This window comes from Aquitalea sp. FG25 (assembly GCF_057809375.1).
Genome location: NZ_JBMDJV010000017.1, coordinates 49,820 through 64,180 on the forward strand (window position 1 = coordinate 49,820; position 14,361 = coordinate 64,180).

At 55.6% G+C, this 14,361-nt stretch carries 17 protein-coding genes; all 17 read left to right on the plus strand.

Annotation, left to right across the window (positions count from 1 at the left end; all coding sequences use genetic code 11):
- Window positions 1–24 precede the first annotated feature (24 nt).
- A complete protein-coding gene (gene rpoC / locus ACODR9_RS15610; protein ID WP_488810353.1) occupies window positions 25–4,218 on the plus strand; it encodes a DNA-directed RNA polymerase subunit beta' in 4,194 nt (1,397 codons plus the stop codon).
- 164 nt (window positions 4,219–4,382) lie between these two features.
- Window positions 4,383–4,754 (plus strand): 30S ribosomal protein S12, encoded by a 372-nt coding sequence (gene rpsL / locus ACODR9_RS15615; RefSeq protein ID WP_059285905.1) that lies wholly within the window; start codon window positions 4,383–4,385, stop codon window positions 4,752–4,754.
- Window positions 4,755–4,853: 99 nt separating this feature from the next.
- Window positions 4,854–5,324 carry a 30S ribosomal protein S7 gene (gene rpsG / locus ACODR9_RS15620; protein ID WP_488810354.1) on the plus strand — a complete coding sequence of 157 codons (471 nt, stop codon included), beginning with the start codon at window positions 4,854–4,856 and terminating at the stop codon, window positions 5,322–5,324.
- 27 nt (window positions 5,325–5,351) lie between these two features.
- Window positions 5,352–7,451 carry an elongation factor G gene (gene fusA, locus ACODR9_RS15625; RefSeq protein ID WP_124645619.1) on the plus strand — a complete coding sequence of 700 codons (2,100 nt, stop codon included), beginning with the start codon at window positions 5,352–5,354 and terminating at the stop codon, window positions 7,449–7,451.
- 72 nt (window positions 7,452–7,523) lie between these two features.
- A complete protein-coding gene (gene tuf / locus ACODR9_RS15630; protein WP_113024018.1) occupies window positions 7,524–8,714 on the plus strand; it encodes an elongation factor Tu in 1,191 nt (396 codons plus the stop codon).
- Window positions 8,715–8,728: 14 nt separating this feature from the next.
- A complete protein-coding gene (gene rpsJ, locus ACODR9_RS15635; RefSeq protein WP_017507377.1) occupies window positions 8,729–9,040 on the plus strand; it encodes a 30S ribosomal protein S10 in 312 nt (103 codons plus the stop codon).
- A gap of 144 nt (window positions 9,041–9,184) precedes the next feature.
- Window positions 9,185–9,829 (plus strand): 50S ribosomal protein L3, encoded by a 645-nt coding sequence (gene rplC, locus ACODR9_RS15640; protein ID WP_103522831.1) that lies wholly within the window; start codon window positions 9,185–9,187, stop codon window positions 9,827–9,829.
- Window positions 9,829–10,449 (plus strand): 50S ribosomal protein L4, encoded by a 621-nt coding sequence (rplD, locus tag ACODR9_RS15645; protein ID WP_059287127.1) that lies wholly within the window; start codon window positions 9,829–9,831, stop codon window positions 10,447–10,449. The genes rplC and rplD overlap by 1 nt, the downstream gene beginning before the upstream one ends.
- On the plus strand, window positions 10,440–10,754 hold the full coding sequence (rplW, locus tag ACODR9_RS15650) for a 50S ribosomal protein L23 (RefSeq protein ID WP_197077176.1): 315 nt from the start codon (window positions 10,440–10,442) through the stop codon (window positions 10,752–10,754). Before rplD ends, rplW begins: the two co-directional genes overlap by 10 nt.
- Before the next feature lie 11 nt (window positions 10,755–10,765).
- Window positions 10,766–11,599, plus strand: coding sequence for a 50S ribosomal protein L2 (rplB, locus tag ACODR9_RS15655; protein WP_045846868.1), 834 nt, complete (start codon window positions 10,766–10,768; stop codon window positions 11,597–11,599).
- A gap of 6 nt (window positions 11,600–11,605) precedes the next feature.
- Complete coding sequence (gene rpsS / locus ACODR9_RS15660) at window positions 11,606–11,884, plus strand: 30S ribosomal protein S19 (RefSeq protein WP_008955640.1); 279 nt, start codon at window positions 11,606–11,608, stop codon at window positions 11,882–11,884.
- A gap of 9 nt (window positions 11,885–11,893) precedes the next feature.
- Complete coding sequence (gene rplV / locus ACODR9_RS15665) at window positions 11,894–12,223, plus strand: 50S ribosomal protein L22 (protein WP_045846869.1); 330 nt, start codon at window positions 11,894–11,896, stop codon at window positions 12,221–12,223.
- A 10-nt stretch (window positions 12,224–12,233) separates the two neighbouring features.
- Entirely contained in the window at window positions 12,234–12,935 is a 702-nt protein-coding gene (gene rpsC / locus ACODR9_RS15670) for a 30S ribosomal protein S3 (RefSeq protein ID WP_488810355.1), read from the plus strand.
- Window positions 12,919–13,335: a 50S ribosomal protein L16 gene (gene rplP / locus ACODR9_RS15675; protein ID WP_045846871.1), complete on the plus strand. Its 417-nt coding sequence runs from the start codon at window positions 12,919–12,921 to the stop codon at window positions 13,333–13,335. The genes rpsC and rplP overlap by 17 nt, the downstream gene beginning before the upstream one ends.
- The gene (rpmC, locus tag ACODR9_RS15680; protein WP_011137725.1) at window positions 13,335–13,523 is read left to right on the plus strand and encodes a 50S ribosomal protein L29; all 189 of its coding nucleotides are present in this window, start codon (window positions 13,335–13,337) and stop codon (window positions 13,521–13,523) included. The genes rplP and rpmC overlap by 1 nt, the downstream gene beginning before the upstream one ends.
- A 1-nt stretch (window position 13,524) precedes the next feature.
- Entirely contained in the window at window positions 13,525–13,788 is a 264-nt protein-coding gene (gene rpsQ / locus ACODR9_RS15685) for a 30S ribosomal protein S17 (RefSeq protein WP_045846872.1), read from the plus strand.
- Between the two features lie 204 nt (window positions 13,789–13,992).
- The gene (gene rplN / locus ACODR9_RS15690) at window positions 13,993–14,361 is read left to right on the plus strand and encodes a 50S ribosomal protein L14 (protein ID WP_043579386.1); all 369 of its coding nucleotides are present in this window, start codon (window positions 13,993–13,995) and stop codon (window positions 14,359–14,361) included.

Consider the following 14,361-nt stretch of genomic DNA (forward strand, 5'->3'; position numbering starts at 1 on the left):
TCCTGTCCCCTGACTGGAGACGCAATGAAAGCTCTGCTCGACCTCTTTAAGCAGGTAACGCAAGAAGAAGAGTTTGATGCGATTAAAATCGGCATCGCTTCGCCTGACAAGATCCGTTCCTGGTCTTATGGTGAAGTCAAAAAGCCGGAAACCATCAACTATCGTACCTTCAAGCCGGAACGTGACGGCCTGTTCTGCGCCCGTATTTTCGGGCCGGTAAAAGATTATGAATGCCTGTGCGGCAAATACAAGCGTCTGAAGCATCGCGGTGTAATCTGCGAGAAGTGCGGCGTTGAAGTCACCCTGTCCAAAGTGCGTCGCGAACGCATGGGCCACATCGAACTGGCCAGCCCGACTGCGCACATCTGGTTCCTGAAGAGCCTGCCGTCCCGTCTGGGCATGGTGCTCGACATGACCCTGCGCGACATCGAACGCGTACTGTACTTCGAAGCATTCGTCGTGACCGATCCGGGCATGACCCCGCTGCAATACCGTCAGCTGCTGACCGAAGAAGACTTCCTGGACAAGGAAGACCAGTACGGCGAAGAATTCGTCGCCATGATGGGTGCCGAAGCCGTCCGCGAACTGTTGAAGCGTCTGAATCTGGATACCGAGATCGAGACCCTGCGTCGCGAGCTGGAAGCCACCAATTCCGACACCAAGATCAAGAAGATCGCCAAGCGTCTGAAAGTACTGGAAGCGTTCCAACGCTCCGGCATGAAGCCGGAATGGATGATTCTGGAAGTGCTGCCGGTACTGCCGCCGGAACTGCGTCCTCTGGTACCGCTGGATGGTGGCCGTTTCGCCACTTCCGACCTGAACGATCTGTATCGCCGCGTCATCAACCGTAACAACCGTCTGAAGCGTCTGCTGGAACTGCGCGCACCGGACATCATCGTGCGCAACGAAAAGCGCATGCTGCAAGAATCGGTTGACTCGCTGCTGGACAACGGTCGTCGCGGCAAGGCCATGACTGGCGCCAACAAGCGCCCGCTGAAGTCGCTGGCTGACATGATCAAGGGTAAGGGCGGTCGCTTCCGTCAGAACTTGCTGGGTAAGCGCGTGGACTACTCCGGTCGTTCCGTGATTACTGTCGGCCCGACCCTGCGTCTGCATCAGTGCGGCCTGCCGAAAAAGATGGCGCTGGAACTGTTCAAGCCTTTCATCTTCCACAAACTGGAAGTGATGGGCCTGGCCTCCACCATCAAGGCAGCCAAGAAGCTGGTAGAGCAGGAAGTGCCGGAAGTATGGGACATCCTGGAAGACGTGATCCGCGAACATCCGGTGCTGCTGAACCGTGCGCCGACCCTGCACCGTCTGGGTATCCAGGCGTTCGAACCGGTACTGATCGAAGGCAAGGCCATCCAGCTGCACCCGCTGGTCTGCGCGGCATTTAACGCCGACTTTGACGGTGACCAGATGGCCGTTCACGTGCCGCTGTCGCTGGAAGCGCAGATGGAAGCCCGCACCCTGATGCTGGCCACCAACAACGTGCTGTCCCCGGCCAACGGCGACCCGATCATCGTACCGTCCCAGGATATCGTGCTGGGTCTGTACTACATGACCCGCGACAAGGTAAACGGCAAGGGTGAAGGCATGGTATTTGCCGACACCAAGGAAGTGCATCGCGCCTACGAAACCCGTCAGGTTGAGCTGGCCACCCGTATTACCGTTCGTCTGAAAGAATGGGAAAAGGACGAGCAGGGCGAATTCCAGCCGGTGATCAAGCGCTACAACACCACTGTTGGTCGCGCCATCCTGTCTGACATCCTGCCGAAGGGCCTGCCGTTCGAGCACATCAACAAGGCGCTGAAGAAGAAGGAAATCTCCAAGCTGATCAACGTATCGTTCCGCCGTTGCGGCATCCGCGATACCGTGATCTTTGCCGACCAGTTGATGTACACCGGTTTTGCCTACTCCACCCGTGGCGGTATCTCGATTTGCGTGGACGACATGCAAATCCCGGGCAAGAAGGTTGAGCTGCTGGGCGAAGCCCAGAAAGAAGTCAAAGAGATCGAAGAGCAGTACCGTCAAGGTCTGGTTACCCAGGGCGAACGCTACAACAAGGTTGTGGATATCTGGGGCCGCACCGGCGACAAGATCGCCAAGGCCATGATGGACGAGCTGTCCAAGCAGAAAGTGCTGGACCGCGACGGCAAGGAAGTCGATCAGGAATCCTTCAACTCCATTTACATGATGGCCGACTCTGGTGCGCGGGGTTCCGCAGCACAGATCAAGCAGCTGGCCGGTATGCGGGGTTTGATGGCCAAGCCGGACGGTTCCATTATCGAAACGCCGATTACCGCCAACTTCCGTGAAGGCCTGACGGTTCTGCAGTACTTCATCTCCACCCACGGTGCCCGTAAGGGTCTGGCGGATACGGCCTTGAAGACCGCTAACTCCGGTTACCTGACGCGTCGTCTGGTAGACGTGACGCAGGATCTGGTGGTGATCGAAGACGATTGCGGCACCAACAACGGCTTCGTGATGAAGGCGGTTCTGCAAGGCGGCGACGTGATCGAAGCCCTGCGCGATCGTATTCTGGGCCGTGTGACTGCAGTAGACGTGGTGGATCCGTCCACTGGCGAAACCGTGCTGGAAGCTGGCACCCTGCTGGACGAACACATGGTTGACGTGATCGACAGCCTGGGTATCGACGAAGTCAAGGTTCGTACCGCCATCACTTGCGACACCCGTTACGGTCTGTGCGCCAAGTGCTACGGTCGCGACCTGGCACGCGGCAAGCGTGTAAACGCCGGCGAAGCGGTTGGTGTGATTGCGGCCCAGTCGATTGGTGAGCCGGGTACCCAGCTGACCATGCGTACCTTCCACATTGGTGGTGCTGCGTCGCGAAATGCCGCTGCCAGCCAGGTAGAAGGCAAGTCGAACGGTACTGTCCGCTTCTCCAGCCAGATGCGTTATGTGGCCAACTCCAAGGGCGAGCTGATCGTGATCACCCGTTCCGGTGAAGTGGTGATCCATGACGATATGGGCCGTGAGCGCGAACGTCATAAAGTACCGTACGGTGCCACCCTGATGGTGACCGACGGTCTGGTGATCAAGGCAGGTGCAGTCCTGGCAACATGGGACCCGCATACCCGTCCGATCATTACCGAATACGCTGGCCGCGTGAAGTTCGAAAACGTGGAAGAGGGCAATACCGTCGCCAAGCAGACCGACGAAGTGACTGGTCTGTCCACGCTGGTGGTGATTGATCCGAAGCGTCGTGCCGGTTCGCAGTCCAAGATGCTGCGCCCGTTGGTGAAGCTGCTGGACGAAAACGGTCTGGAAGTGAAACTGGCTGGTTCGGATGCCTCGGTATCCATCACCTTCCAGGTAGGCGCCATCATTACCGTGCGTGACGGTCAGGATGTGGGCAAGGGTGAAGTGCTGGCCCGTATCCCACAGGAATCCTCCAAGACCCGTGACATTACCGGTGGTCTGCCGCGTGTGGCCGAACTGTTCGAAGCCCGTTCGCCGAAGGATGCCGGCATGCTGGCCGAGGTGACCGGTACCGTTTCCTTCGGTAAGGACACCAAGGGCAAGCAGCGCCTGATCATTACCGATCTTGAGGGTAGCGGTTACGAAAACCTGATCCCGAAAGACAAGCACGTACTGGTGCACGATGGTCAGGTGGTGAACCGTGGTGAGTCCATCGTCGACGGTCCGGTTGATCCGCACGACATTCTGCGTCTGCAGGGTATCGAAGCACTGGCACGCTACATCGTCCAGGAAGTGCAGGAAGTGTACCGTCTGCAGGGTGTGAAGATTAACGACAAGCACATCGAAGTGATCATTCGCCAGATGCTGCGCCGTGTCATCATCTCCGACAGCGGTGATACCGAGTTCATCCAGGGTGAGCAGGTAGAGCGTGCAGACGTACTGGAAATGAACGATCAGATGCTGGCCGAAGGCAAGGAACCTGCGCAGTACGAAAACGTACTGCTGGGTATTACCAAGGCTTCGCTGTCCACTGACTCCTTCATCTCGGCGGCTTCCTTCCAGGAAACCACCCGTGTACTGACCGAAGCGGCCATCATGGGCAAGAAGGATGATCTGCGCGGTCTGAAGGAAAACGTGATCGTAGGGCGTCTGATTCCGGCTGGTACTGGTCTGGCTTACCACCGCACCCGTCGTCGCCAGGGTCTGGGCCTGGATACCTCCGGCTCCCAGTTGCTGGAAGCGCAACCGGTAGACGAGATGGAAAACAACAGCTGATTTCTCTGGAAATAGGCAGTTGTTGAAAAAACGCTGCGCCTTCAACGGTTAACGTTGCAGGCGTGGCGTTTTTCATTTGACGGTAAGTGATTGACTAAAATATAATCCTCCGTCCTTCTGGAGACGTGTTGTCTGCAGAATGAATCAACTAGGAACTGATAGTAATGCCAACCATTAACCAACTCGTTCGCAAGGGCCGTACGGTCCTGACCGTGAACAGCAAGGTGCCTGCGCTGGAAGCCTGCCCGCAGAAGCGTGGCGTGTGCACCCGTGTTTACACCACCACCCCGAAAAAGCCGAACTCCGCTCTGCGTAAAGTGTGCAAGGTTCGTCTGACCAACGGCTTCGAAGTGATCTCCTACATCGGTGGTGAAGGCCACAACCTGCAGGAACACTCCGTAGTGCTGATCCGTGGCGGTCGTGTAAAAGACTTGCCGGGTGTGCGTTACCACACCGTGCGCGGTTCGCTTGATACCGCCGGTGTTAAAGATCGTAAGCAGTCCCGTTCCAAGTACGGTGCTAAGCGTCCTAAATAATTGGGATGTACTGGCGGCGGCCTGAGGTCGTCGAGTAAGTGACTGCTTTCATATGGGTGGTCATGAGCCTGAGCTCAACTGAATAAAGAAAGAAGTAACATGCCAAGACGCAGAGAAGTCCCCAAACGCGATATTCTGCCGGATCCGAAGTTCGGTTCCCAAGATCTGTCCAAGTTCATGAACGTCGTGATGATCGACGGCAAAAAAGCCGTTGCAGAACGCATCATCTACGGCGCACTGGCCCAGATCGAAAAGAAAACTGGCAAAAATGCACTGGAAGTGTTCAATACCGCACTGACCAATGCCAAGCCGGTTGTTGAAGTAAAAAGCCGCCGTGTAGGTGGTGCAAACTATCAAGTTCCTGTTGAAGTACGTCCGTCCCGTCGTATGGCTCTGGCCATGCGCTGGCTGCGTGACGCTGCGCGTAAGCGTGGCGAAAAATCCATGGACCTGCGCCTTGCCGGTGAGCTGATCGACGCGGCTGAAGGCCGTGGCGGTGCCATGAAGAAACGTGACGAAGTGCATCGTATGGCAGAAGCCAACAAGGCCTTCTCGCACTTCCGTTTCTAAGCGCAACCACACAATAAGGTGTAGATCGTGGCTAGAAAGACCCCCATTGAGCGCTACCGTAACATCGGTATCTCCGCTCACATTGACGCCGGTAAGACTACTACTACCGAGCGTATTCTGTTTTACACCGGTGTTAACCACAAGATCGGTGAAGTTCACGATGGCGCCGCCACCATGGACTGGATGGAGCAGGAGCAGGAACGTGGTATCACCATTACCTCTGCTGCCACCACCACCTACTGGAAGGGGATGGGCCTGCAGTACCCGGCTCACCACTTCAACATCATCGACACCCCGGGCCACGTGGACTTTACCATTGAGGTAGAGCGTTCCATGCGTGTGCTGGACGGTGCCGTGATGGTTTACTGCGCTGTGGGCGGTGTTCAGCCCCAGTCGGAAACCGTATGGCGTCAGGCCAACAAGTACAAGGTTCCGCGTATCGCCTTCGTGAACAAGATGGACCGTCAAGGTGCCAACTTCTTCCGTGCGGTTGAACAGGTGAAAACTCGCCTGCGTGGCAATCCGGTACCTATCGTTGTGCCTATTGGTGCTGAAGATGGTTTCACCGGCGTGGTTGACCTGCTGAAGATGAAAGCCATTATCTGGGACGAAGCCTCTCAAGGCATGAAGTTCGAGTATGGCGACATCCCGGCCGACCTGGTTTCCGTAGCCGAAGAATGGCGCGAGAAGATGGTTGAAGCCGCTGCTGAAGTCAGCGACGAAATGATGGACAAGTACCTGGGCGGCGAAGCGCTGACCGAGGAAGAAATCGTTGACGGTCTGCGTCAGCGTACCCTGCGTTGCGAAATTCAGCCGATGCTGTGCGGTTCCGCGTTCAAGAACAAGGGCGTTCAGCGCATGCTGGATGCCGTGATTGAACTGCTGCCTAGCCCGCTGGACGTTCCGCCGGTACCGGGCGAGCTGGATGACGGCTCCCCGGTTACCCGTCAGGCTTCCGACGACGAGAGCTTCTCCGCTCTGGCCTTCAAGCTGATGAACGACCCGTACGTAGGTCAGCTGACCTTCTTCCGCGTTTACTCTGGCGTGGTTAAGTCCGGTGATACCGTACTGAACTCTGTCAAGGGCAAGAAAGAACGTATCGGCCGTATCGTGCAGATGCACGCCAACGACCGTAAGGAAATCGAAGAAGTACGCGCTGGTGACATCGCTGCTGCTATCGGCCTGAAGGAAGTGACCACCGGTGAAACCCTGTGTGCCGTTGATGCTCCGCTGATTCTGGAACGCATGGAATTCCCGGATCCGGTAATTCACGTTGCCGTTGAGCCGAAAACCAAGGCTGACCAGGAGAAGATGGGTGTTGCCCTGAATCGCCTGGCCAAGGAAGACCCGTCTTTCCGCGTACGTACTGACGAAGAATCCGGCCAAACCATTATTTCCGGTATGGGTGAACTGCACCTGGAAATTCTGGTTGACCGTATGCGTCGCGAATTCGGTGTTGAAGCCAACGTAGGTGCGCCGCAAGTTGCTTACCGCGAAACCATCACCAAGACAGTTACTGACGTGCAAGGTAAGCATGCCAAGCAGTCTGGTGGTAAGGGTCAGTACGGTGATTGTACGATTACTCTGGAGCCGTCTGGCGAAGGTCAGGGCTACAAGTTCATCGACGAGATCAAGGGTGGTGTGATTCCGCGTGAATTCATTCCTTCCGTTGACAAGGGTATCCGTAACTCGCTGAGCAACGGTATTTTGGCTGGCTTCCCGGTGGTTGACGTTACTGTACGTCTGACCTTCGGTTCCTACCATGATGTCGACTCTTCGCAGATCGCCTTCGAACTGGCTGGTTCCATCGCATTCAAGGAAGCCATGCGCCGTGCCGGTCCGTGCATTCTTGAGCCGATGATGGCTGTTGAAGTGGAAACGCCGGAAGAGTACATGGGCGACGTGATGGGTGACCTGAACCGTCGTCGTGGCATCGTGCAAGGTATGGACGATGATGGTCTGGGTGGCAAGAAGATCAAGGCTGAAGTACCGCTGGCCGAGATGTTTGGCTACTCCACCGACCTGCGTTCCGCTACCCAGGGTCGTGCTACCTACTCCATGGAGTTCAAGCACTACTCTGAAGCGCCGAAGCATGTTGCTGAAGCCGTAATGGCCGCCAAGAAGTAATGCGCGCTGAAGCTGACCGGCTGTGGCTGGTCAGCTCTGATCTAATGTTCTTTAATTAAGGATTTTTGCAAAATGGCAAAAGAAAAGTTTGAGCGGACCAAACCGCACGTAAACGTCGGCACCATCGGTCACGTTGACCATGGTAAGACCACCCTGACCGCAGCGATCACCACCATTCTGTCGAAGAAGTTCGGTGGCGAAGCCAAGGACTACTCCCAGATCGACAGCGCGCCGGAAGAAAAGGCACGTGGTATTACCATTAATACCGCACACGTAGAATACGAAACCGAAGCACGTCACTACGCTCACGTAGACTGCCCGGGTCACGCCGACTACGTTAAGAACATGATTACCGGTGCTGCCCAGATGGACGGCGCGATCCTGGTGTGCTCCGCAGCTGACGGCCCGATGCCGCAAACTCGCGAACACATCCTGCTGTCCCGTCAGGTTGGCGTACCGTACATCATCGTTTACCTGAACAAGGCAGACCTGGTTGACGACGCAGAACTGCTGGAACTGGTTGAAATGGAAGTGCGCGATCTGCTGTCTTCCTACGACTTCCCGGGCGACGATACCCCGGTAGTGATCGGTTCGGCCCGTCTGGCACTGGAAGGCGACCAATCCGAAATGGGCGAACCGTCCATCTTCCGTCTGGCTGCTGCTCTGGACTCCTACATCCCGACGCCGGAACGTGCAGTTGACAAGCCGTTCCTGCTGCCGATCGAAGACGTATTCTCCATCTCCGGTCGTGGTACTGTAGTGACCGGTCGTGTAGAGCGCGGTATCGTTAAAGTTGGTGAAGAACTGGAAATCGTGGGCCTGAAGGCAACTGCGAAGACCACTTGCACCGGCGTTGAAATGTTCCGCAAGCTGCTGGACCAAGGTCAGGCTGGTGACAACGTAGGCGTACTGCTGCGTGGTACCAAGCGTGAAGACGTAGAGCGTGGTCAGGTTCTGGCCAAGCCGGGCACCATCACCCCGCACACCAAGTTCGCTGCTTCGGTATACGTACTGAGCAAGGACGAAGGCGGTCGTCACACCCCGTTCTTCGCTAACTACCGTCCGCAGTTCTACTTCCGTACAACCGACGTGACTGGTGCAGTAACCCTGTCCGAAGGCGTGGAAATGGTAATGCCGGGTGACAACGTAGAAATCACCGTAGAACTGATCGCCCCGATCGCTATGGAAGAAGGTCTGCGTTTCGCCATCCGTGAAGGCGGCCGTACTGTTGGCGCCGGCGTTGTTGCCAAAATCATCGCCTAATCGGAGCAGATAATATGCAAAGCCAGAAAATCCGCATCCGCCTGAAGGCCTTCGATTACAACCTGATCGATCGTTCCGCCCAGGAAATCGTTGAAACTGCCAAGCGTACCGGCGCTGTTGTGAAGGGCCCGGTTCCGCTGCCGACCAAAATCGAGCGTTTCAACGTACTGCGTTCCCCGCATGTGAACAAGACTTCCCGTGATCAGCTGGAAATCCGTACTCACCTGCGTCTGATGGACATCGTAGATCCGACCGACAAGACCGTTGATGCGCTGATGAAGCTCGATCTGCCGGCCGGTGTGGATGTGGAAATCAAGCTGCAGTAATGACTGGAAACCTAGTAATTGTGAGCTAAGTGCTTGCGATTGCTAAATTTCTTGTGATACATTAGCGGACTCGCAATTTTGCGAGTCCGCTTTTGTTTTTGTATGCCGGTCAATCGTAATCGGCGCCTGCAAAAGGAAATAAACATGAGTTTAGGTCTTGTCGGTCGCAAAGTCGGCATGACCCGCATTTTTGCTGAAGACGGTGCATCCGTCCCGGTAACTGTGCTGGACATGTCTGCTAATCGCGTCACACAAATCAAAACCGCTGAAGTTGATGGCTATTCTGCCGTTCAAGTAACCTTCGGCACCCGTAAGGCAAACCGCGTTAATAAGGCGGCTGCCGGTCACTTCGCTAAGGCTGGCGTTGAAGCAGGTCTGGGTCTGAACGAATTCGTTCTGTCCGCAGAAGCTCTCTCCACTCTGAAGCCGGGTGATGCATTGTCCGTTGAAATCTTTGCCGTGGGCCAACTGGTTGATGTAACTGGTACCTCCAAGGGTAAGGGCTTCTCCGGTGTGATCAAGCGTCACAACTTCTCTTCCAACCGTGCTTCCCATGGTAACTCGCGTTCGCATAACACGCCGGGTTCCATCGGTCAGGCTCAGGATCCGGGTCGTATTTTCCCGGGTAAACGCATGGCCGGTCAGTACGGCAACGTCAAGAGCACTGTTCAGTGCCTGGAAGTTGTTCGTGTTGATGCCGAGCGTCAGCTGCTTCTGGTTAAGGGTGCCGTTCCTGGCGCCAAGAACGGCGACGTAGTCGTTCGTCCTAGCGTGAAGGCAGGTGCGTGATGGAATTGAAAGTAATCAATAGCCAAGGTCAGGCTGCTGGCAGCCTGCAGGCATCCGAGACTCTGTTCGGTCGCGAATACAACGAAGCACTGGTTCACCAAGTTGTGACTGCATTCCTGGCGAATGCACGCAGCGGTAACCGTGCCCAGCTGACTCGTGCTGAAGTACATCATTCCACCAAGAAGCCTTTCAAACAGAAAGGCACTGGTAATGCGCGTGCTGGTATGACCTCCACGCCGAACCGTCGTGGTGGTGGTCGTGCTTTCCCGAATAGCCCGGACGAGAATTTCTCGCAGAAGGTTAACCGCAAGATGTTCCGCGCTGGCATGGCAGCTATTCTGTCCCAGCTGGTTCGTGACGAACGTCTGGTTGTAGTTGATTCGCTGTCGGTTGAATCGCCGAAAACCAAGGAATTCGTAGGTGTGGTTAAGTCCATGGGTCTGGAACAGGCTCTGTTCATTACCCGTGAACTGGACGAAAACCTCTATCTGTCTTCGCGCAATCTGCCGAACGTGCTGGTGATCGAAGCACAACAAGCTGACCCGTACAGCCTGCTGCGTTTCAAGAAGATCGTCATCACGCGTGAGGCGGTGCAGCATCTGGAGGAGCAGTGGGCATGAATCAAGAACGTCTGTTGCAAGTAATTCTGGCCCCGGTTGTTTCCGAAAAGAGCACCATGGTTGCTGAGAAGCATCAGCAAGTTGTATTCCGTGTTGCTACCGATGCTACCAAGCCGGAGATCAAGGCTGCAGTAGAAATGCTGTTCAACGTTAAAGTTGAAGGCGTATCCACTGTTAACGTAAAGGGCAAAGTTAAGCGCTTTGGCCGTACCTTTGGCCGTCGTAAAGACTGGAAAAAGGCCTACGTTAGCCTGGTTCAGGGTCAGGAAATCGATCTGACCGCCACCCCGGCCGCTGCGGAGTAAGGAGATAGAGCATGCCTATCGTTAAAGTAAAACCGACTTCCGCGGGTCGTCGTGCTGTTGTCAAGGTGGTTCACCCTGATCTGCACAAAGGCGCTCCGCACGCCGCTCTGGTAGAGAAAAAATCTGCCACTGCCGGTCGTAACAACAATGGCCACATTACTACCCGTCATATGGGTGGTGGTCACAAGAAGCACTACCGTCTGATCGACTTCCGTCGCAACAAGGATGGCATCCCGGCAAAAGTGGAACGCATCGAATACGATCCGAACCGCACTGCCCATATCGCCCTGTTGTGCTACGCCGATGGCGAACGCCGCTACATCATCGCTCCGCGCGGTGTGAAGGCCGGTGCTGTTCTGCTGTCTGGTGCTGAGGCTCCGATCAAGGCCGGTAACGCTCTGCCGATCCGCAACATCCCGGTGGGTACTACTATCCACTGCGTGGAATTGCAACCTGGCAAGGGTGCCCAAATGGTCCGTTCCGCTGGCGGTTCCGCCATGCTGCTGGCCCGTGAAGGCGTCTACGCTCAGCTGCGTCTGCGCTCTGGCGAAATTCGTCTGGTGCATGTTGACTGCCGCGCTACTGTTGGCGAAGTTAGCAACGAAGAGCATTCCCTGCGTAAGCTGGGTAAGGCTGGTGCTAGCCGCTGGCGTGGTATTCGTCCGACCGTTCGCGGTACTGCGATGAACCCGATTGATCACCCGCATGGTGGTGGTGAAGGCCGTACTGGTGAAGGCCGTGTGCCGGTTAGCCCATGGGGCACGCCGACTAAGGGCTTCCGTACCCGTCGCAACAAGCGTACCGACAATATGATCGTACGCCGCCGCTATTCTACTAAAGGGTAATTGACAATGGCACGTTCGCAGAAAAAAGGCCCGTTCGTTGATCTGCACCTTCTGAAGAAGGTCGACGCGGCGCGTGCAACCAGTGACAAGCGTCCGATCAAAACCTGGTCGCGTCGTTCGACCGTCCTGCCGGACTTCATTGGTTTGACCATCGCGGTACACAACGGTCGCACCCATGTGCCTGTTTATGTTTCCGAAAACATGGTCGGTCATAAACTGGGCGAATTCTCGCTGACTCGTACCTTCAAAGGCCACGCGGCCGATAAGAAGGCGAAGAAGAGATAAGGTGAAGCGATGAGAGTATCTGCAAATCTGAAAAGCGTCCGCCTGTCGGCACAAAAGTGCCGCCTGGTGGCCGATCTGATCCGCGGTCAATCCGTTGGTCAGGCTCTGAATATCCTGGCCTTCTCCCCGAAGAAGGGCGCGGTTATTGTGAAGAAAGTGCTGGAATCTGCCATCGCTAACGCCGAGCACAACGAAGGCGCTGACATCGACACCCTGCGTGTCACCAGCATCTTTGTTGACAAAGGCGCTAGTCTGAAGCGTTTCACTGCCCGTGCTAAGGGTCGTGGCAATCGCATCGAAAAGCAGACCTGCCACATCTCGTTGACCGTTGGCAATTAAGGGGTAAGAAATGGGTCAGAAGATTCATCCGACGGGATTCCGTCTTGCCGTTAACAAAAACTGGTCTTCCAAGTGGTTCGCCAATTCGAAGAACTTCCCGGAAATGCTCATGCAAGACCTGGAAGTGCGCGAATACCTGAAGAAGCGCCTGGGTCATGCGGCTGTTGGTCGTGTCACCATCGAGCGTCCGGCTAAGTCGGCACGCATTACCATTCATAGCGCCCGTCCGGGTGTTGTGATTGGTAAAAAGGGTGAGGACATCGAAGTGCTGAAGCGCGAACTGCAAGCCCGTCTGGGTGTGCCGGTTCACGTCAATATCGAAGAAGTTCGCAAGCCGGAACTGGATGCGCAAATCATTGCTGACGGCATCGCCTCTCAGCTGGAAAAGCGTGTGATGTTCCGCCGTGCCATGAAGCGTTCCATGCAGAACGCCATGCGCATGGGCGCTCAGGGCATCAAGATCATGTCCTCTGGTCGTCTGAACGGTATCGATATCGCTCGTAGCGAATGGTATCGCGAAGGCCGTGTGCCGCTGCATACCCTGCGTGCCGATGTTGACTACGCTACCTCTGAAGCCAAGACTACCTACGGTATCATCGGCATCAAGGTATGGGTTTACAAAGGTGAGCTGAAGCCGGGTCAAGTAGCGCCGGCTCCGGTTGCGACCGAGAAGAAAATGAGAAAGGGCCCGCGCAATGCTGCAGCCAACTAGACTCAAGTACCGTAAACAGCATAAAGGCCGCAACACTGGTATCGCTACCCGTGGTAACAAGGTGAGCTTTGGTGATTTCGGTTTGAAGGCTGTTGGTCGTGGTCGTCTGACTGCGCGTCAGATCGAAGCGGCCCGTCGTGCCATGACTCGTCACATCAAGCGTGGCGGTCGTATCTGGATCCGTATTTTCCCGGACAAGCCGATCACTTCCAAGCCTGCTGAAGTTCGTATGGGTGGGGGTAAGGGTTCTCCGGAATACTACGTGGCCGAAATCCAGCCTGGCAAGATGCTGTACGAAATGGACGGTGTTAACGAGGAACTCGCTCGTGAAGCTTTCCGTCTGGCCGCAGCCAAGTTGCCGATCGCCACTGTGTTTGTAACTAGACAGGTAGGTCAGTAATGAAAGCGTCCGAACTGAAAGCCAAAACTGTTGACGAGCTGAAAGCGGAACTGCTGAGCCTCCTGAAGGCCCAGTTTGCCCTGCGTATGCAGCACGCTACTCAGCAACTCGCCAAGACCTCTGAACTGAAGAAAGTGCGTCGCGACATCGCGCGTGTTCGCACCGTTCTGAAAGAAAAGGCAGTTTAAGATGAGCGAAACCAAAGTGGTACGTACGCTGACCGGTACTGTTGTCAGCGACAAGATGGATAAGACTGTAACCGTTCTGGTCGAGCGCAAAGTTAAGCACCCGATCTACGGCAAGATTATCCGTCGTTCCAAGAAGTTCCACGCACACGACGAGAACAACGAGTTCAAGGCCGGTGACATCGTAGTAATCAGCGAGTCCCGTCCCCTCTCGAAGACCAAATCGTGGGTGGTGACTGCCCTGGTAGAGAAATCTCGCCAGGTATAAGACTTGCAAGGGACGAAAGTCCCTTGTATAATGGCCATCTTCTTATCCGTGTCGGATAGGAATTCCGCCCTTACGGGGTCCAAAACTGGCCGTTTGACACGCCACAGTCATGCTGTGGCGTTTCGTCTGTTTGGTCTTGCTCTTATGCGAGAAACCGGCAGGTGAAAGTGACGGATAAAGTTGGATTAGAAAGGTAATCATCAAATGATCCAAATGCAGACCATGCTTGAGGTCGCTGACAATACCGGTGCGCGTCACGTTATGTGCATCAAGGTGTTGGGCGGTTCCAAGCGTCGCTATGCAAGCGTTGGCGACATCATCAAGGTGAGCATCAAGGATGCTGCTCCGCGCGGTCGCGTCAAAAAAGGCGACGTGTACAACGCAGTAGTAGTACGCACCGCCAAAGGCGTGCGTCGTCCGGACGGCTCGTTGATCAAGTTTGATAGCAATGCTGCCGTTCTGCTCAACAACAAGCTTGAGCCGATTGGCACTCGTATCTTCGGACCCGTGACGCGTGAACTGCGTACCGAGCGTTTCATGAAGATCGTGTCGCTTGCTCCTGAAGTGCTGTAA

Coding starts and splice junctions, on each gene's coding strand:
- rpoC (WP_488810353.1), top strand. CDS start 25: ATGAAAGCTCTGCTCGACCTCTTTAAGCAGGTAACGCAAGAAGAAGAG.
- rpsL (WP_059285905.1), top strand. CDS start 4,383: ATGCCAACCATTAACCAACTCGTTCGCAAGGGCCGTACGGTCCTGACC.
- rpsG (WP_488810354.1), top strand. CDS start 4,854: ATGCCAAGACGCAGAGAAGTCCCCAAACGCGATATTCTGCCGGATCCG.
- tuf (WP_113024018.1), top strand. CDS start 7,524: ATGGCAAAAGAAAAGTTTGAGCGGACCAAACCGCACGTAAACGTCGGC.
- rpsJ (WP_017507377.1), top strand. CDS start 8,729: ATGCAAAGCCAGAAAATCCGCATCCGCCTGAAGGCCTTCGATTACAAC.
- rplC (WP_103522831.1), top strand. CDS start 9,185: ATGAGTTTAGGTCTTGTCGGTCGCAAAGTCGGCATGACCCGCATTTTT.
- rplD (WP_059287127.1), top strand. CDS start 9,829: ATGGAATTGAAAGTAATCAATAGCCAAGGTCAGGCTGCTGGCAGCCTG.
- rplB (WP_045846868.1), top strand. CDS start 10,766: ATGCCTATCGTTAAAGTAAAACCGACTTCCGCGGGTCGTCGTGCTGTT.
- rpsS (WP_008955640.1), top strand. CDS start 11,606: ATGGCACGTTCGCAGAAAAAAGGCCCGTTCGTTGATCTGCACCTTCTG.
- rplV (WP_045846869.1), top strand. CDS start 11,894: ATGAGAGTATCTGCAAATCTGAAAAGCGTCCGCCTGTCGGCACAAAAG.
- rpsC (WP_488810355.1), top strand. CDS start 12,234: ATGGGTCAGAAGATTCATCCGACGGGATTCCGTCTTGCCGTTAACAAA.
- rplP (WP_045846871.1), top strand. CDS start 12,919: ATGCTGCAGCCAACTAGACTCAAGTACCGTAAACAGCATAAAGGCCGC.
- rpmC (WP_011137725.1), top strand. CDS start 13,335: ATGAAAGCGTCCGAACTGAAAGCCAAAACTGTTGACGAGCTGAAAGCG.
- rpsQ (WP_045846872.1), top strand. CDS start 13,525: ATGAGCGAAACCAAAGTGGTACGTACGCTGACCGGTACTGTTGTCAGC.
- rplN (WP_043579386.1), top strand. CDS start 13,993: ATGATCCAAATGCAGACCATGCTTGAGGTCGCTGACAATACCGGTGCG.